Annotated in this window: 13 protein-coding genes; all 13 read right to left on the bottom strand. The window is 49.1% G+C overall.

The window, feature by feature from the left end; translation table 11 throughout:
- Window positions 1–7: 7 nt before the first annotated feature.
- Window positions 8–1369 (bottom strand): VasL domain-containing protein, encoded by a 1362-nt coding sequence (locus KWG64_RS10740; protein ID WP_218521884.1) that lies wholly within the window; start codon window positions 1367–1369, stop codon window positions 8–10.
- Window positions 1370–1412: 43 nt separating this feature from the next.
- Window positions 1413–4895, bottom strand: a complete 3483-nt coding sequence (tssM, locus tag KWG64_RS10735; protein WP_370628647.1) for a type VI secretion system membrane subunit TssM — start codon at window positions 4893–4895, stop codon at window positions 1413–1415.
- Between the two features lie 80 nt (window positions 4896–4975).
- A complete protein-coding gene (gene tssA / locus KWG64_RS10730; RefSeq protein ID WP_218521882.1) occupies window positions 4976–6397 on the bottom strand; it encodes a type VI secretion system protein TssA in 1422 nt (473 codons plus the stop codon).
- 23 nt (window positions 6398–6420) lie between these two features.
- Window positions 6421–7023 (bottom strand): type VI secretion system-associated protein VasI, encoded by a 603-nt coding sequence (vasI, locus tag KWG64_RS10725; RefSeq protein WP_255562161.1) that lies wholly within the window; start codon window positions 7021–7023, stop codon window positions 6421–6423.
- Between the two features lie 95 nt (window positions 7024–7118).
- Window positions 7119–9767, bottom strand: a complete 2649-nt coding sequence (gene tssH, locus KWG64_RS10720; RefSeq protein ID WP_218521880.1) for a type VI secretion system ATPase TssH — start codon at window positions 9765–9767, stop codon at window positions 7119–7121.
- A gap of 16 nt (window positions 9768–9783) precedes the next feature.
- On the bottom strand, window positions 9784–10548 hold the full coding sequence (icmH, locus tag KWG64_RS10715) for a type IVB secretion system protein IcmH/DotU (protein ID WP_370530271.1): 765 nt from the start codon (window positions 10546–10548) through the stop codon (window positions 9784–9786).
- 4 nt (window positions 10549–10552) lie between these two features.
- Window positions 10553–11896, bottom strand: coding sequence for a type VI secretion system baseplate subunit TssK (tssK, locus tag KWG64_RS10710; RefSeq protein ID WP_218521920.1), 1344 nt, complete (start codon window positions 11894–11896; stop codon window positions 10553–10555).
- Between the two features lie 2 nt (window positions 11897–11898).
- Window positions 11899–12432 (bottom strand): type VI secretion system lipoprotein TssJ, encoded by a 534-nt coding sequence (tssJ, locus tag KWG64_RS10705; protein ID WP_195825177.1) that lies wholly within the window; start codon window positions 12430–12432, stop codon window positions 11899–11901.
- A complete protein-coding gene (gene tagH, locus KWG64_RS10700) occupies window positions 12429–13757 on the bottom strand; it encodes a type VI secretion system-associated FHA domain protein TagH (protein WP_255562153.1) in 1329 nt (442 codons plus the stop codon). The genes tssJ and tagH overlap by 4 nt, the downstream gene beginning before the upstream one ends.
- A 25-nt stretch (window positions 13758–13782) precedes the next feature.
- Window positions 13783–14817 (bottom strand): type VI secretion system baseplate subunit TssG, encoded by a 1035-nt coding sequence (gene tssG, locus KWG64_RS10695; RefSeq protein WP_218521878.1) that lies wholly within the window; start codon window positions 14815–14817, stop codon window positions 13783–13785.
- The gene (tssF, locus tag KWG64_RS10690) at window positions 14781–16616 is read right to left on the bottom strand and encodes a type VI secretion system baseplate subunit TssF (RefSeq protein ID WP_218521877.1); all 1836 of its coding nucleotides are present in this window, start codon (window positions 16614–16616) and stop codon (window positions 14781–14783) included. Before tssF ends, tssG begins: the two co-directional genes overlap by 37 nt.
- Window positions 16617–16621: 5 nt before the next feature.
- Window positions 16622–17053, bottom strand: coding sequence for a type VI secretion system baseplate subunit TssE (gene tssE, locus KWG64_RS10685; RefSeq protein WP_195815597.1), 432 nt, complete (start codon window positions 17051–17053; stop codon window positions 16622–16624).
- A gap of 2 nt (window positions 17054–17055) precedes the next feature.
- A complete protein-coding gene (gene tssC / locus KWG64_RS10680) occupies window positions 17056–18540 on the bottom strand; it encodes a type VI secretion system contractile sheath large subunit (protein WP_195815598.1) in 1485 nt (494 codons plus the stop codon).
- Window positions 18541–18545: the final 5 nt, after the last annotated feature.

Below are 18545 nucleotides of genomic sequence, written 5' to 3'. Positions count from 1 at the left end.
CTTTATCTTAGTCATGAGTATTAGATGTATTATTTAGAGGCGCACTATCCGGCATGCCGGTATTTTTGATTAACAGATAACGACTGGATAAAGCGTCAAGTCTTTCGTTTACTTGTTTCTCTAACGTTTGCGTATTTTTATTCTGCTTTTTGGCGTCTTCGAGCTGGGTTAATAACGCTTCAACCGGCGTTTCCTGATTCAGTAACGTTTCGGCCTGGTAGGCGACGGTTTTGAGATAGGAAAGTGTGACGCCTTCTTTGCTTTTTTCCCGCTGCAGCAACAGCGCGGCAAACTCGTGCAGATCTTGCTGAACCTGAAGATAGCCGCGCAGGGCCGGGCTGTTGTCAGCGCGCAGTTTAAGGGTGTTATGCCAGCGCGCAGTCGCCTGTTGTTGCAATTCGTTTTCGGGCCAGACGGAGGCAGCCGTTTTTGTCAGGTGCTCCCCGGTCTCCAGCGCCTGAAGTGGTGACGTATTCAGCAAACGGCTCAGGCGCTGCGGATACGTTTTCAGTTCAGGTGATGTCAGCCAGAGCGCTGCGCTGCCTTGCGGGGTGTCGTTAACCAGGGCAATTTGCTGCTGTATAGGATTGACCTGCCACCACCATAATCCACCGAAGACCATTGCTGCGCAGGCTATACCCGCCAGAAAACCGCAGGTGACCGGCATCCGCGGCGCGCGTTTTTTATTTTCTGAATCCGTGAAATATACTTTAACTTTTGGTGCCTGATTCGCCGCCTCCATGCTGGGCAACGGGGAATAGACAGGGTCTGAATGCGAGGCTGGTTCTGGCATATACACCAATGTTGGCGAGGCATATTGCAGAGCCTGAGCACTGTGAGCCTGTTGTTCTGCTTCAGTGCGTTTACGGATGTTCTGCATAAAATAGAGCAGATTTTCAACTCGCGGAACGCGCTTGAGTTCTACCTGCTGGAGTTTGTCGCAGATGAGCTGCAATGTGCGTTCGGTGCGGTACAGTAACGGGGCATCACCGAGTGCCAGGGAAGGGTTTTTACGCAGAATATTGCCGATTCGGGTATTGAACCATTCCAGCATATCTGTACGTGCCTGATAGTTTTGCGGCCAAAAACGCTCCCATTCGGCGGTGATCAAACCGGCCAGCAGTTCGCAACCTTCGCAAAATCCCGACAATCCGTTAATTTTCGTTCGCGCCAGCGTGTAGTAGGTTGCTGTGTGCAAATCGACGCCGTTGGTTTTAAATAATGTCAGGGCCAGGGATTCGATCAGCCGCCAGTTAACCTCCGGTTGGGAAGGGTGGTTGGATTTATTGATCTCCTCACGAATGGCACTGAATTCAGGAAGGAAGCGCGGGTCGTCGCCCAGTTTGATGGTGTGTGTTTCGTCACTCATAGTTTTTCCTTAATACCCCGGCATTGCAGCCGGGGCGAGTCCTTTAATACAAAGTATCCGGCAAGGTAAAGCCGCTAAAGAGGCCGCCTGTGAACGGATTATCCTGTGTGTCGAAATGCACGCGATAAACCATGTACCCTCCGTCGACGTTGAAACGGACATCGAATGAGCCGTCGTCTACGTTAGTCAGGCTGCCTGCGTCGATTAAACGGAACTGCGCCCACGGCCCCTTGAAACTGATGCTCCGCGGTGATCCGCTGTCGGTGCCGACGAGCGTCAGCTTGCTCTCTGTGCCATTGCGCATGGTGTTAGGCCAGACCAGATGGGCTGTGTAATTACGGCCATGGCTGTAATCAAGTAACTGACCGTCCATGTTCAGAACGCTGCGGCGTTTGTTTGAGGAAAGCTCTGTTGTTTCAATAGCATATTGAGTGCCCAGCGCACTTTGCTGCGTGAAGAAGGTTTCACGGATTTTCTGCGCGGTTTCCAGTTGCTCCTGCACATCCGGACGGATTAGCACGTCGCCGTCTTCACCCCACGTCAGTTTATTTTCGATAAACAACTTCAGGTTCTGTTGATAGAAGCTGTCGAGAATACCGTCGGGTTTGAAGAACCGGTTAAAGGCATCCAGAGAAGCATCCTGCGTGGCTTCCGGATTAAACGGATAGCGGTCGGCCAGCGTGTCCTGGAAGGTTTTTACGACTTTGTCATTCCACTCCACTTCCATGTAATGAACGGCTTCAATCATTACAACATGCCAGGCCTGATCGGCCATTTTGCCAACCCAACGGTTTAGCGGTGCAGGCAGTGTTTTTGCCATCTGGCGGGTGGCGAAGATTGGATCGCTGTTGTTCTGATCGAGGCGCATCTGTACGGCTTTCAGCGCCGATTTGCCCGGTACTGGCGAGTTCTGGATTGCCAGCAGATAGCGGTGCAGCTCGGTCAGTTGCTGATAGACAGCCTGCAACGTGCTTTCCTTATCTTTTGTCTCGGTCAGTACGCCGTTTTCCGGGGCGAACTCGCGGCCTAAGCGCGTCAGCAACTGGAAATCGAGCGAAGACATCATCTCGTCACGCGCTTTATCCGGCAGGTTTGCCGGCGGCGGTGGGAGTTGCGTGTTATCACGAAGTGTTTGCAGCGCACGATAGAATGGCTGATCTCCGCTGATGATTTGCTCCAGCGCATCCGTCACTTCCTGAATATCTTCATAGTCCCGGATATCCAGATTATTCATCCCCGCCTGCCAGGTTGCGGTGTAATCGCTGATGTATTGTTCAGTGATGTGCCGTTGGATCTCTTCCCTGTCGGTATCGCTGAAGGTGACATCTTTCGTGATATTCAGCACCCAGCTGTCCAGTGCCGTGAGCTCCACCAGACTATCGCGTTGTTTAACAAAGTAACTTTGCAGCCCGTAACGGGTCAGAAACTGTGGTATTGCCAGTTCCTCTTCTTTGTTAGCCACAAAAACTTTGTCAAAGCTTGGGCCGATTTGATCCCGGAGATTAAGATCGGCAGGCAGAACGCCCTGCGCTTTTGCCCTCAAACTTTGGTAAACCCGCTGGTAGATAGACAGTTTACTCAGCTCACGTTGCGCGTTGGCGATGGGTTTGTCGTAAGGAACAAAGCGGTTGATTGCATCGTTATCGCCGCTCATTCTGCGTCCGTGCCAGTCAGTGTGATCCAGAGCATAATCCAGATGGGACATCAGCTGAGTTTGTAAGGCACGCTGACCGTGGAATTGGGTGCTCCAGCGTTGAGCCATGTATTGCTCTACAACTTTATTGTCCCGACCGGTTTTATCTTCCAGCATACGGATGACCCGCAATACGGCGAGTTTCTGCTCGCTGCCGGGAGGGGCGGCATTTAAGTCTTTGATCAGGCCGTTGAGCAGAGCGGGTAAATAGCGTTGCTCAAGCAGCTGGAGGTAGGTTTTTTCCACATAAGGCCCGATTTTGACACCCTGATAGAGCGCCATATCGGTCAGAGAATTGTGTTCGCGGTAGTCACCGTAGGCCAGTGTGGCATCGCGCATTGGGTTAAGAAGAGGCAGTTGCAGATTGCCCTGCTCATCAATTCCCTGCGGGGGCGGTATTTCCATAAAGGATTTTGCTTGTGCCAGCACCGTGACGCCGGCCTGATAGTTGGACCGGTAATAATGATGCCAGCCAGTGATGCAGGCCACGATGGCTGCAGCCCCAATAGCTGTAAATACAGTGCGTCTGCGGCGATTTTTATTTAACCAGACGCTGTTTTCGCTGGCGAGATTAGGCTCTGACAGCAAGACTTGTGGGAACAAATTGCGGGTAAAGTAAGGCTGAGTTTCTACAATCGGCCAAGAGGAAAGCGCAGTCTGGCCCAGGCGATATTGCGCCCCTGCAGACTGAATAAATACATCGTCAACCTGACCGCGTTGAAGTGATGATGTGAGATAAACACCCCGCAGCATGACTGACATATTATCGCCCGCCAGCAGCCCGCAAATCAGGGACTCAAGATACTCATTGATTCCCTGCATCTGACGGTTGAAGCTGAACAGCATACTGCGTTGACTGCTTTCCACGTGGTTCAGTAATAAGTCAGGAAGCGCCTGATTAAAAAGCTGCATCCATCCCTGCCAGAATGTCTGTAATTCATCACGCCAGTGGTCGTTTTCGTGTGAGCCGTCGGTGAAAGTGACACCCAAAATAGTATCGCGCTGCTGTTTATCCAGCGGCTGAAATAGCGGTGCGAAACCGTACAGTAAATCCAGTTTTGTCAGAACTAAATAAACTGGTAATTCACAATGCAAATGCTGGCGAATATCTTGCAGTCGCTGGCGCAATATCGTCAGTTGGTGTTCGCGCTGGTGTTTGCTGGCCGTCAGTAATTCAGGCAAATCCAGAGAAAGGATAATGCCGTTAAGAGGCTGACGGGGGCGATTCTGACTTAACCATGACAACCAGTGCGACCAGAGCCGGTTGTAGACATTGGCCTCATCCTGACCGCTGACAGGCTGTTCTATCAGCTTACCGTCAATATCAAAAATAATGGCATGTTCGCCAACGCGTGGGGAAATCTGCCAGGTTGTATTATTTTCTCCACGTACTTTTTCAGGAATATAGATCGTATCTGACGGATATCCTTCGTGCAGTAATGTCGTTTTACCACTGCCTGAAACGCCGATGACCATATACCACGGAAGCTGGTAGAGGTAATTACGCTTTGCCAGGTGGCGCTGCAGACGAAGTAGCCAGCGATCCAGATGGCGTTGTTGCTGATGAATCTCCAGGCTCAGCGGATCTTTTTCATGCTGACGCTGTTGGCGCTGGATTTCTTCAAGATGTTGCAGGCGTTTTACCACTCGCCAGGTCAGCCAGGCGAGCGCAATGAGCACCCAAACGGATGTTGCCAGCCAGCGGTTAGCCTGTGGTGCAAGGGGATGCTGTTCTCCCAGCGTCCAGGAGGGACCTTTCCACCAAATCCAGACTAATGAGAGTACCCATCCGACGATCAGTAAGATCATTGCAGAGATCTTCAACCGCGGCATTGCTGGTCTGAGTGTGGGTTTTAATGCCCGGAGAAAACCCGGTTTTGATATTTTGAACACGTTAAAACTCCTGTTTTACTTCACTGTTCCGTCGTGATTTTTACTTTTAATTGTTCAAGCAACGCAGGTTCCCAATCGGGTAGTGTCATCTGGCGTGCAGTCTGATGCAGAGTGGTATATTGCTGATGCGCTGAGGCCAACATCCCTGTTTTTTCAAGCAGTTGAGCGCCAAGGTATTGCCAGTAAAATTGTTGCCGGGGTTCGCTGGTTTGTTGCAAAAGCGCATCAATGCGTTGTAATGCGGGAACCAGTCCTTGTTCCGAAAAACACTCCCAGATATCTCTGGTGCAGCTATCACTGCCTGAAGAGGGACCTGACGCATTTTTATTTGCGTGATTTTCCGCCAGCCATTTCTGAGTCTGGTCTGCGAGAAAAGCAGTCTTGTCGGTAAATTGCAGTGTTTTCAGCACGGGAATGCGGTTTAGAAAAAGATTCAACTCATCGCGAATGGCTTCTGCGGTATCAGAGAACCCCAGCCGGGAAGCGATACACGCGGAGAGGTAATGACCATCAAACCAGTAAGGTGCCAGTAATAGACTTTTCTCGACCTGTTCCCAAAACTCGTGAGTCGAAGAGGGCAGGCGTGTTTGGTAATCCGCCATAAGATCGGCCGGGAAAGCCGCAAGGGGTGTCCGGCCATCTTGCTCAGCGGGTGGCGCGGTCATGATATTTTGCCAGAGTGCGTGCCGGCGTAAGCGGTATCCGGTGGTGCTTTGGGGATGCTGTTTACACAATTGCTCAGCGACTTTCAGCAGTGTTTGCCGCCATGATTTATCATCATGGTTTTCAATGCTGACAGGAAGGGAAGGGAGGGCATTATCGATGACGCCATTTGTACCGGTTTCAAGAGGATCGGGTATGGGTTGCTCACTCAATCTGACTTGTTCTGCCGCCTGCGCCTGAATACGGCGCTGATAAAGCAGGAATAACGCGTCAGCAGCATCAGAAAGAAGAAGGTTGTCTGTTTTCTTCCAAAGTTGCGCGAGATGAGCACATTCACCAAGCATGGCATCACGTTGTACCGGCGTGGTGTCGTTTGCAAAACTGATTGCAGCTGTTTCAAATCTTTTTACTATTTGCAGCGCAAAGCGATTTTTGTGGGCGATCTTTTGCGGCCAAGCCTGCTCCCAGTAATGCTCAAGATATTTTGTCAGAAGTTGCATCGCTAAAAGCAATTCAGCGGCTTTTCCACCATGCTGCAAGGAGCGCAGTAAATGAACGACCAGACGAAAATCCTTGCTCTCAGTCGACAGTAATTTCAACGTACGCTGTTGGATTGCTTCCAGATCAAGCTGACCATGCGTCAGCGAACCCAGCTTGACCATTTCGCTGTCGATGTATTCCCAGTCACCATTCGACTCACTCATTTCTGAACGAATCTTATCTTCTGGTAAAGACGCAAGGACATGCGTGAACCATGCCTCTGATTTTTGTATGTCCATAATTTCCCTTTCTAAATTCCGTATTACTCGTTTGCCCAATGGCAGGCAACTCTTAAGGGCGCGAGCGTTTTTTCCAGATCATTAATGTCAAATGTCAGTGGCTGAGATGACGTATTTTTATAGGCTGATGTGGCCTGAGCCGGGAAGCTCAAGGCGATCGTCAGCATTTTTGCCCCAAATAATTGTTTAATTTCATCAATCCCGGGCAGCCCGTGGCTGGAGTCGAGAAGAGAGTCGTTTTCCCTCAGAAACCAATGCGCATTGGTATGTGACTTTTCCGTCGTGATAGCCAGATCCGGCTCACTGCTGAGGGGCTTGGGTAACGCAATTTGCATGCGCGTAATGTTATCAATACAGCTGAACATCAGGACTGGCCGCGGCGGAAGGCTACCCAGTGCTGGCGTGGTAATCACGACAGAAGGATGTTCTCCTTCTGTTTGTGTGATCAGAAAGTGTGTGGAGTGATCATCACGCTGACTTTCCTGCCCGAATGCACGTTGCCAGGCTTCGCCCTGTACCTGAGCTTTCACCAGCGCCCCTGAAAAATCGGGGTAAGCCGGAGTAAACAGACGGTCATAACAATCAAGCCGCACCAGTGAAGAGGGCTCTGCCCGACACTGAGTCATTGCTTTTAGCGTGGCTTCCCCGGTGTCTGTTTCTGATTTCGGCGATGCAGAAAATGCCGTTCCTGAAGTGAACGGCAATAACAGGAAAAACAGTATTACTCTGCGCATAACACGCCTTCACTGTTGACCGTGGTTTCTTCCTGAATATCCGCAGTAAACTGGTGTGCTTCTACGCCAATCTCAACATGATTGATGGCAGAGCCTGCGGCCAGCTTCTGAAGCAGCAGCAATGAGAGTGGGGGGAGCACCTCGCCATCGATGATAGATTCGAGCATGCGCGCCCCGTTCTCAGCACGGGTAACCCGGAGCATGATTTCATCACTGACTTTTGCATCAATTTTGACCGTCGCACCGAAACGCTGATTGAACACATTTTCTAACCGCTGTAATTTTGCAGCGATGATGGTTTTGAGTGTTTCATCAGATAAAGGCAGGAAAGGAATCGTTTCCATTCGTGCAAGCAGCGCCGGTTTGAAGAAGTCAGCCAGAATCGGATACAGCGCTTCACTCATCATTTCCGGATTGTCGGCATGCTCGACAATGACCTGATACCCGAGGTTTGACGTCAGGAAAAATACAATATTCTTACAGTCGATCAGCCTGCCTTCACCATCGGCCATTTCACCTTTATCAAATGCCTGATAGAAAAGATTCAGTACGTCCGGATGTGCTTTTTCCACCTCATCAAGAAGTACGACAGAGTAAGGCTTCTGGCGGATAGCCTCTGTCAGAACTCCTCCTTCACCGTACCCGACATATCCCGGTGGGGAGCCAATCAGGCGGGAAACGGTATGTTTCTCCTGAAATTCAGACATGTTGATTGTCGTAAGATACTGGCGCCCGCCAAACAGTATTTCTGCCAGCTGGAGTACGGTTTCTGTCTTGCCAACGCCGCTTGGCCCTGCCAGCAAAAATGCACCCAACGGACGCCCCGGCCTGCGTAAATCTGCTCTGGCCGTCAGCAAATGTTTATGCAAATGAGCAATCGCCAGCGGCTGTCCCTGAATCTTTTGGCCCAGCCATTCTGGCAATTCGGTAATCAGTGACATTTCGCTTTGCGATAAACGGTTCAGAGGTACCCCTGTCCATTCAGCAATAACAGCAGCGATTTGGCTTTTATCGACATGTGGAGAGACCAGAGTTCTTTGCTGATGCAAAGGTTCCAGTTCACTCATCGCTGCGGCCAGTTTTTCACGTTTTTGCACAAAGGCTTCATTTTCTGATTCTGCATCTTCGGCGTGTAAAAGCTCATGGCGCAACGTAATGATTTGATGAACTAAATCGCGCTGATTCTGCCAGCCGATATCCAGTTCGTTCAGCTGGATTTGAACGTCTTCGTGAAGCTGATGCAGTTCTTCTAACCGCGAATTATTCTGCTGTAAACCAATGCGTTGTTCGCGCTCAAGCTGACGAATTTCTGCTTCGTATTGATGGTTTGCAGTGGTTAACGCTGAGATCTGTTTCGGTGGAGAAGACAGATTTATCGCTACCCGCGCGCAGGCGGTATCGAGAACATCAATGGCTTTATCAGGAAGCTGACGTCCCGATATATAGCGTTCGCTGAGTATGGCCGCTGCGCGGAGAGCTTCATCGTCAATCAGGACACCATGAGATTGTTCATACACGGACGCCAGGCCCCGGAGAATAACAGTGGCTTCTGCTGCGGTAGGTTCTGAGACTTTAACCGGCTGAAAACGCCGCGAGAGAGCTGCGTCTTTTTCGAAATACTTTTTGTATTCACTCCAGGTCGTGGCTGCGATTGTTTTGAGCTCACCACGTGCCAGAGCCGGTTTGAGCAGATTGGAAATATCCAGCCCGCCTTGCTGATTCCCGGCACCAATCAGCGTATGGGCTTCATCAATGAAAAGGATCGCCGGACGTGCCGCCTGCCGGATCTCCGCCATAATCCCTTTAAAACGCTTTTCAAATTCGCCTTTAACAGAGGCTCCCGCCTGAAGCGCGCCCAAATCCAGCGTAACCAGATCGGTATTTTGCAATTTCTCCGGCACCTGACCTGCAACCATACGCAACGCCAGGCCTTCAATCAGTGCGCTTTTTCCCACCCCCGCTTCACCGACAACAATCGGGTTGTTCTTTCGCCGGCGGCATAAGATATCGATCATCAGATCAATTTCGTTATCGCGGCACAGGACGGGATCGAGTTTTCCATTTCGGGCGTCATCGGTAACATTGCTGGAATAGCGGGCCAGAAGACTCTCTTCGCCTGAGAGCAGGCTACGGCTTTGCGTTTCACCATTTAAGATGACTGATTCCGCTGAGTTTTTCGTCCAGCTGGCAAATTCCTGCTTCAGCAGGTCGCGATTTATGCGTGTCAGTAACTGCGCTGCATCTGCGGGAACATAGCGGAGCGGCGTGTGAAGCAAAGCGAGGAGGAGTATCCCTCCGCGTAATTGCGAAAGCTGCATTTCTGCTGAAGCCAGAAGCCACGCATCTTTCAGCCATTCGACCAGTAGTGGCGAAAAACTCGGGTAGCTGTCGGCTGATTGGCTGCGGCCTTCCCCGGCCAATCTGAGTGCATCATGCAATTCATCAATATCGATGTCAGTTTGTTCGATGATGACGCGGACATCGCTGCGTGGCGTCATCAGCATTTGCGACAGTACCTGAGCAACAGTAATTTCCATTGCCTGTTGAGTCACGCATTCAGCAGCAGCCATTTCTAATGCCTGTTTTGATATGATATTCAGTCGGTTGACTAATACAGGCAGGTCTATCTGGATCATAGAAAACTCCTTTTTCCTATCTCAGTAGGTTATTCAGTTGATGCAAAATGTCCTGAGTCTGTGTGTTCAGACGAAGCAAATAGAACAGGTAGGTCGCAACCAGAATGGTGATACCACCCGCCAGAAGGTGCTTAATACTCAGCCGCTGGACTAACCGGTAAGCGCCATTTGCCCCTTTCTTATTCTGATGAAGCAGAGGGAAAGCGCTTTCACCTCTGAGCTGGTGCAGGATGTGATGAAGACGATGAAAAATTTGCTCAAATTCATCGTTGTTCTGAGCGCTGACTTTGTAGCGACCACGAAATCCGAGTGAAAAACACAGATATAAAAACTCCAGAAGATCCTGATATCGCTTGGGTTCACCCATCAGTCTTTCCAGCAGGATAAAGACTTTTTCCCCGCCCCAGGTTTCATTATGGAAATGCACGAGTAAAGACTGTTTGATCCAGTCGTTCTGTGTTGACCAGCCCTGACCCAACGCCGTTTCATCTATAAAAGTACACAGCACATAACGGAAAGATATGATCGTACCCGGCTCGTAACCGTGGTTTTGAAGAAGCTGTTCTATGGCGCGTATATCGGTCACAACCTGACCAAAGAGGTGCTCCGGTAATCCACGGCTGCTCATGCTTTTCAGACGAAGCACCATACCCAGCAGCGGAGTCGCGGCATCAATCATTGTATTCAGGCTGTTACCACGTAATGTCAGGCGATACTGGCGCTGGCCTTCTTCACTGACCTCTTCCGGAGGGATCGCGGAAACTGATGGCATCTCGCTCATTGCGTTATCCCCTTATTGCCCAGAGCTGCAGATCCAGTTCAGGGAATGATCCCGATACGTGCAGCGCAATGCCGTTTTGTTTCATGATTTCTGACCATGCAGGACTGTTTTTATCCAGGGAGAAGTAAACGTAATTGGCGTGATAAGGGATCTGCCGCGGGGCGGTTGACAGAGTGACTAACGGAACACCTGGCACCTGAACGCTGACGACATTGCGTATTTTTTCGACTGAGCTGATCTTCGATTGCTGTATAAACTGACGTTGCAATATCTCGTGCGGCAACTGCGATTTGACTGCCAGTACAAAGTTTGCCGACTGAAGCAATGTCGCGTCGTTTACGAGGGCAACGTAGATGCCATCCATGTAGCTAAATGGCAGGTTCATGGCTCTTGGTGCAAGAACGGTTCCCAGCGCTTTTCGCAGACGTGGCATGATCTGGCCAAACGTCGCAGTCAGGTTATCGTGCTGGTAGGATTCAAGTTTATCGGGCAATCGGGTGTCTTCGGTAAACGTCACCAGTTCGCCATACAGCGAGATTAAATCCAGATAAAACGCTTCAGGATGCAGCCTCGATAAGGCTGCGCGGTGAGTAAACCTGGTCTGATTTTTGTTGAACATTTGCAACATCATAAATTCAGCGACGTCGGCGATACCCTGTTGTGAAGGGGAGCCAATCCTGCCGGCCAGTTCTGAAGCTCTGCTCGCCAGCGCGGAGGTAATTTCATCCCGATATCTGCGTAATGCTGCGCTGGCCTGAACAGTCTGGCTGCCTGGAATAAAATCAGGATCCAGTTCCAGGCGTCCATCAGAATGGCGATTTTTGATGCGACAAACCGGGACTGTAACCCAGGCACTCAAATCATCAGCGGCGGTCATTAACCGAGGAATGAGCTGGCCTAATGCCAGCTGGCTGGCATCACCTTCATTGGTGTGCAGGTCGCGAACGTCACTGTAATTAATCCGGTAACGCCCGGAGCTTTGTCCGGCACTGTGCATGCCTTCCACTTCATTGATAACGTCACTGATGATAGGAAAAACCAGAAAAATATCCCGGCTGGCAGTGGAGTTCATGCCAGTAACGAGCAGCGGGACAGGCAGGATATCCTGATCAGGAATACTAAATACCGTGCCGTCTGGCATTGAGCCGGTCGCCTTGTTAATACTGATTTTGCCGTGTTTTAGCTGCGTTTCATCAATATCGAGCTCAGTGAATCCCCAGTTCAAATTACTGATAGCAGACAAACGGTTGTGAACCACATAGTCGTTATAACGCTGAAGTTGCTGAAAATGTTGAGGCTTCACAAACAGCCCTTCCTGCCAGATCACTTTATTTTTCATGGTTGCCACGATCATTCATCCTCATTTTTTAATTCGATACTGTTGTCACGAACATGTACCAGCAGGTGGTAGTGATGGCCGATGCCTGTAACGCGCTCAATTGATTTCCATTCGGTTACCTGATCGTCAGAAAAATAGGCCACTACGCCGATATAGCGCGTGGCGGGTTCTAATTTCGTAAGCGGTAATGTTTTCATGGTGTCTGGCAATAAGTTGAAATCCTGGTGATCGATGTAGTTCTTACCCAGAACGTCATCCAGCTTGTTAGTCGTGATCTGATCGAAATCTGCTTCCCTGAGCTTAGAATCTTCACTCATGTAAATAAGCTGGATGCTCACCGGAGAAGGCTCACCGCTGTCATTTGGGTTGATGTCTGGCTCGGTAAGCAACATTACGGTCATGTCAGAGGGTTGAGCCGCGTTTTCACCCACCTTGATGTCGGGATCACCGATAACCTGGCCTATTTTTTTTATGGTCTGGCAACCCGTGATAGCGCCGGACATCAGGCATATCAGCGAAATCGACAGGAGAAAACGCCATCTCATGATGTGCTTGTCTCCCGGTTCGCCTGGCGTAATACACGGTCATAAACCTGGGCGTACACTTCGTTAAAGAGTTTTTCAAAACCGAGCTGGCGGCTTGATGCCAGTTCCGTGTAGTAATTGCAGTACATGCGCCATGCCCATGCATCATCCATATCCTGACGGTGTTCGTGGCTGCGGCGATATTGAGCAAAACGATTCATCAATTGCTCGGGTGAAAATGCGTCAAGCATCATCCTCAGGGCTTCAACGATGGCTATCTGATTTGCCTGATTATGCAATTTCATATTGCGGAGACTTTCTGAAACTGCCGCCGGGGCTGACAGATGCACCGGGCTTTTTTGATCGGCAAACAACACACTCAGCGCTGATTCGTAATTGAGATTCAGACGTAACGGATTGTCTTCTAAAGGGCGCAGATGTTTATCGGAAAGGCTGTTTTGTTGAAATTGTAAATCGAGTAACCCTTTTACCGCTGCCTGTAACGTACGGCCAATCTCTTCCAGAAAATCATCCGCATCCTGGGAATTATTCAAAGGCACCGCGTGGCCTAATCCGCGCATCAAAGGTGTGATAGCGACGTGCCGATAGGTCAGATCATTCTTCTGACGATTAACTTCATCATCTGAGAGCGTGTACGGATTATTTCTTGCATCAGGTAAGTCCATAAAAGGATTATCTATTCCGCCATTTGGGGAAATATCAGAACCGGGTGCGGTCGGATGGATACGGTGTGAATACTGCATATAGGAAGGATCATCGAATGCAGAAAACTCGGCATGGAGCGTTGTCAGACTTTCCTTCTGCAATGCCGCAAGCGGATCCTGGGAAAAGCTGTTAACTAAGGTCGGTGCCGTTTCACGATAAGGCATCGTATTTTGGTAAGCTGGCTGCCCGTCGGTTGTTAACAACGTTTCTGTCAGCTGATCGCGGTTCATCACGATGGTTTCTGGCGTAGCGTTTTGCATGTCATAGTTCACCTCATCTCCAAGATGAAACTGCGCTTTCATCCGAAGTGAGCCAATGTGGATTTCGTCTCCTTGCCGGAGGCGGATTAACCCGGAGTTATGGGTGACACCAGACTGATTTATCAGCAGATTTTTTGCGAAGCTTTGCATGCAAAACGTGCCATCATGCCAGCTGATAGCGCAGGATTTTTCCCCGATTTTTTTCTGCCGATCCTGAATTGACCAGTGGCAGTTTTCAGCGTGACCAATATCACCACCGTCGGTATTGAAAAGGCATTTCGCCGCCCGGCCACTTTCAAGTTCATTACCATTCAAAATCTGTAATGAGAGTGATGGCTGCTGTTGTGTATCCTTTGCCATACTGCGCTCCATTTATATGTTTTGATTACGATCTCACGGCGATTTTCACGTGAGGATGCCGGGCGGGATTTCCAAGAAAGCTAGTCCATCCCAGCAGGGAATTTTGTTCATTGCCTAACGTCATTCCACCTACCTGGTCAGGTGCAATTCCCAGACGTAAATCCCAGGCAAACTGATCGCGTAAGATGAATGCGACGAAAAGTGTCAAAGGTAGAAAGTTCTCCCCATTCGGAAGAAAGGAAAGGAAACGTTCGCGGGATAAGTTATCTATGCATAACAGGAATTTGCCACCACGATCCGGCACTGTGCTGCCAATAGAAAAGTTCTGGCCCAGCACCGACTTCCCATTAATTTTGCAGCCAAGAATGCCTCTGCTGCCAAGTCGATTTTGCTGCTCTGGTGCAATATTCATCTTCCGTAACTGCCAGCCTTGCAAGGTCACTTCGTCAAGATCAAAACAGTGAGAGACCAGGCTGCAGATAACTTCTGGTGAGCGTCCCGGATTGGCCAGCGCGCCGGCATAAGCCAGCATTTTGCTGTGGTTGATCGCCATGCGACCTCGGATGCTCTGACTACCAAGTCCGACTAAGGCATACATCCGTTGAGAGAAATCATCAGTTCCACCGTTGCGGAAACAAACGTAGTACCGATATTTTCGCCAGATGTGATAGATAAACTGCGTCCAGCGGTGGGAAAACATATCCAAAAAATCAGTCAGTTTTCTCTCGCCTTGCGCAGATTCCCAGGCAAGATTATCCAGGTAATACCCCGGCATTGGAGACTGACTTCCATGTAGGCCCAGAAATGCAGTCGTCATGATGATCTGATTTGATTGATTCACCCTGAGTTCCTGCACATCGCTTATGGGAAAAGCAATGCTCGCATCAGCTTCGAAGCGAACGGCTTCTTCATGAGGCTCAGTCTGCAAGGATATTTTTTCATAAGTCCCGGTTTGCTTATGAATGGCCTCTACCAGCGCATAAAAGTTATAACGACGAACATCGCTGAAAGGGATCTTTGTCATTAAATCAGCGCGTGCTGACCTATTCTTTCCGGCCATTCGTAGCACTCCTGATTATCGATATTGACCACTTTCAATATGTGGAAACTGTTCACGCTGGCATAGAGCGAAAAGAAATGTGAGAGCACAGTACCCAGTAAATACAGATCGCCTTCACAGACAAAAGGTGTCTGCCGGATGGATATCGTGGAGGCCAGACCGCGGACCGGCACGCCTTTAAATAAACGATCGACAGGGTGGGTTTCAATCTGCTCCATTGCATCCAGCTTCTGTTGCGATAAACGTGCCGCCTGAGGGTGGTGGATCCCGGGTAAATCGTAAGTGCGAAGTACCTGTTTTAACGCCTCAAGATCCAGCAATGACAAATAATTAAGGCTCATGTTCGACAGCAGAGACCAGTGAAGGCTGCCGTCGAGAATTGGATATAAAGGCAATGAAGGTCTGGTCACATTACGGAATGAAGTAATCGCCGGATCTTTTCCGCTTGCCAGATTAATATCACCAATCTTGAGTTGTGCGGGAAGATCGCGATTTGTACAGGTCAGCATAATGGAGACAATTTCTTCATTATCTTCAATGTATTGCTGTTTCTGATACGTACCGTCGCCGTGTACGAAAGAAATGTAATGCTCGAAGCCGGGGTTGGTGAGCGAGCTTTGTGTTTTCACGCGATAATATAAAGCCTCGCGTTGCTGAGCATATTCAACCTGATGCTGAAAGCTTTCGAAGGACACATAAGTGTGCGTAATAGTCTCAGCAGACTTTCCGTTTCTTTTGATATTACGTAAGCCGCTTTGAACGCTGTCCACAGAGAAAATATCGTAGCACTCTGCAGTCTGATGATGAGCTTCCAAAAAATATTGGGTAGAGGCATCATCCAGAACAATCGTTTCTGCACTTTCTGAAAAAAGATTAACAGCGGGCGTGCAATATAAACGCAGGGAGTCTTTTCTTAATTTTAAATCTGCCGGCAGCGGGCGAGAGAAATGCAAACGCAGAGTAAACTGTTCGGCCACTAAATCTTCAGGCAGAGATTGTACACCGGTGATATCGAAGAAGAAAAAACTGTCCAGAAAACAGAGATATTCTTGTAGTACGCGATAACCGCTGTAAACGTTTTTAGGATACGGCAGCAAGGCATCCTGTTTTTCAAAACCAACAGGATATAGCCTGAAATCGGGCAAGTGTATTATTTTCTCTCCAACGACTAACTCAACATCGGTCATATACTCACAGAACCACAAATAAATTTGGTAGCGAGTGTAATTATCGTCGTTGCCAAGCCATAAACGTATTTTCCCAAAGTCCAGAGCGCTGAGATTTTGTTGCTTCCCTGTCAGAAAATTAATGTCGATCATGCCATGTTTATGGCTGTTATTTGAAGAAACGCTCTCCAGACTTAAAGGAAGCAACCAGATATCACGACCTAAATTAAATTTACACGAAGGGAGCGGATCCCCTGAGCTGTTATCTAATTTTTTACCGGTGACTTCGCCCGAAGGGCTCATAACCTGAGCGCCTTCAGATACCTTAAATGCTGTCGTCACAGTTTTAGGATCGGGAACATATTCCATGATGGTCATGCTGGGTGTAGGACGAAGATAATTGGGCCACAGCATGTTGAGCAGACTATGCGTGAGTTCCGGGAATTCATCTTCAATTCTTGAACGCATGTTGCCAGACAGAAAAGCAAAACCTTCCAGCAAACGTTCGACGTCAGGATCGGCTTCTTTTTCTGCTAAGAACGGGGCCAGATGAGGTTTTTCTTTAGCCAGTAGTTTCCCCAACTGACGTAAATAATCGAGCTCTTCCCGGAAATATTTTTCCTCAAATGACATGGTGCTTAATCCAGTTGATAGTGGTGATGGTTATCGAGTTGCATATTGAATTCCACGACATCCCGGAGGCCGTTAAAATCCACATGGGCAACAATATGGAAATTAAGATCCATCGGGTTATATCCTTCGTTATTGAGCGCCTGGACCTCAGCTTTTCTTACTCTGGGTTCATAATGCTCAATACATTCCTGAATGGCATGCTCGACCGTTTTTCGGAAATCAGCAGAGGTTGCCGTTGCGTCATTGAGGTCGATAACGCCCAGCTCTAAGGTGCTCTGGCAACTGCCAGGTCGGGCATTAAGAATGTTGCGCAGATTGCGTTTAATCGATTTTTGTAAGCTCTCGACTTGCACTGAATGGGAGAAACCCGAAGTTTCCCCCCCGATGCGTTCAAACAAACTGGCAGAGACATCCCTTTTCCGGCCTGGCATCATCATGCTTATTCCTTATCCAGTCTTCCAACCAGTGAAAGTTCGAAGTTGGCACCCATGTATTTGAAGTGCGGGCGAACAGAAATTGCGACCTGATACCAGCCCGGATCGCCATCGACATCCAGCACATCAATTTTGGCCGCGCGTAATGGTTTACGGCTGCGCACATCAGCAGGTGGGTTTTCCTGATCGGCGATGTATTGTTTAATCCAGTTGTTCAGTTCACGCTCCAGATCGTTACGCACTTTCCACGAGCCGATCTGTTCACGCTGAAGGACTTTAATGTAATGAGCGAGGCGGTTGATGATGAACATATAAGGGAGTTGTGTCCCCAGCTTATAGTTCGTTTCAGCCACTTTGCCTTCCGGGGTGCCGGGGAATTTTCGCGGTTTTTGTACGGAGTTTGCGGAGAAGAATGCGGCATTATTACTGCCTTTACGCATCGTTAGCGTGATAAAGCCTTCTTCTGCCAGTTCAAATTCGCGGCGATCGGTGATCAAAATTTCAGTGGGAATTTTTGCCTGTGTTTGCCCCAAGGCTTCAAACATATGAACCGGAAGGTCATTCACTGCACCACCGCTCTGAGGACCGATGATATTCGGACACCAGCGGTATTTGGCAAAACTATCTGTCAGGCTGCTTGCCAGAAGATATGCCGTATTTCCCCATAAATAATCTTCATGGTTATGGCTGACATCTTCCTGATAATTGAATTTTTTAACCGGATTCTCGACAGGCGAATAAGGCAGACGTAACAGGAAGCGGGGTGCTGTCAGCCCCAGATAGCGCGCATCTTCAGTTTCTCGTAACGCACGCCATTTGGTGTAGGCCGGGCCTTCGAAAATAGACGAAATGTCTTTGATTGTTGGCAGTTCGGTGAATGAGTTAAGACCAAAGAAATCTGGCGAGACGGAAGTCAGGAATGGCGCATGAGCCATCGCACCGACTGCACTGACATAATTCAGCAGCTTCATATCTTGTGCGGAGTTGTTAAACGCGTAGCTGCCGACGATGGAAGCGATCGGTTCACCGCCAAACTGGCCATACCCGGATGAGTAAACATGTTTATAAAAGCCGGACTGAACAATTTCTGGCGCAAACTCAAAATCTTCCAGTAACTCTTCTTTCGTTGCATGCAAGATATTGATTTTAATGTTTTCTTTAAAATCTGTACGATCGACCAACAACTTCATTGAGCGCCAGAATGATTCAACCTGCTGAAAAGCATCAGCATGCAGAATATTATTCATCTGCTGGCTGAGTTTTTTATCCAGCTCAGCAATCATGCGGTCAACGGCAAGTTTGTTGACGGGTTCTGCATGGCTGCCAGATTCAAGAATGCTGGACACAAATGCAGCAACCCCTTGTCTGGCTATATCGTAACCATCTGATTCCGGCTGGATGCGTGTTTGCGCCATAATCTCATCCAGAAGCGACTTTTGTTGTACGCCAGATTCAGCAACGGATGCAGACAGTTCTTCCTGTAATGACATAGTAA

Source organism: Rahnella sp. PD12R (assembly GCF_019200965.1).
In the GTDB taxonomy this organism is placed as follows: Bacteria; Pseudomonadota; Gammaproteobacteria; order Enterobacterales; family Enterobacteriaceae; genus Rahnella; species Rahnella laticis.
The sequence above is the reverse complement of the archived record's forward strand: the minus strand, read 5'-3'. Positions and strand labels throughout refer to the sequence as shown.

Coding starts and splice junctions, on each gene's coding strand:
- vasI (WP_255562161.1), bottom strand. CDS start 7,023: ATGACTCAGTGTCGGGCAGAGCCCTCTTCACTGGTGCGGCTTGATTGT.
- tssA (WP_218521882.1), bottom strand. CDS start 6,397: ATGGACATACAAAAATCAGAGGCATGGTTCACGCATGTCCTTGCGTCT.
- tssM (WP_370628647.1), bottom strand. CDS start 4,895: ATGCCGCGGTTGAAGATCTCTGCAATGATCTTACTGATCGTCGGATGG.
- icmH (WP_370530271.1), bottom strand. CDS start 10,548: ATGAGCGAGATGCCATCAGTTTCCGCGATCCCTCCGGAAGAGGTCAGT.
- tssE (WP_195815597.1), bottom strand. CDS start 17,053: ATGATGATGCCAGGCCGGAAAAGGGATGTCTCTGCCAGTTTGTTTGAA.
- tagH (WP_255562153.1), bottom strand. CDS start 13,757: ATGGCAAAGGATACACAACAGCAGCCATCACTCTCATTACAGATTTTG.
- tssF (WP_218521877.1), bottom strand. CDS start 16,616: ATGTCATTTGAGGAAAAATATTTCCGGGAAGAGCTCGATTATTTACGT.
- tssG (WP_218521878.1), bottom strand. CDS start 14,817: ATGGCCGGAAAGAATAGGTCAGCACGCGCTGATTTAATGACAAAGATC.
- tssH (WP_218521880.1), bottom strand. CDS start 9,767: ATGATCCAGATAGACCTGCCTGTATTAGTCAACCGACTGAATATCATA.
- tssJ (WP_195825177.1), bottom strand. CDS start 12,432: ATGAGATGGCGTTTTCTCCTGTCGATTTCGCTGATATGCCTGATGTCC.
- KWG64_RS10740 (WP_218521884.1), bottom strand. CDS start 1,369: ATGAGTGACGAAACACACACCATCAAACTGGGCGACGACCCGCGCTTC.
- tssC (WP_195815598.1), bottom strand. CDS start 18,540: ATGTCATTACAGGAAGAACTGTCTGCATCCGTTGCTGAATCTGGCGTA.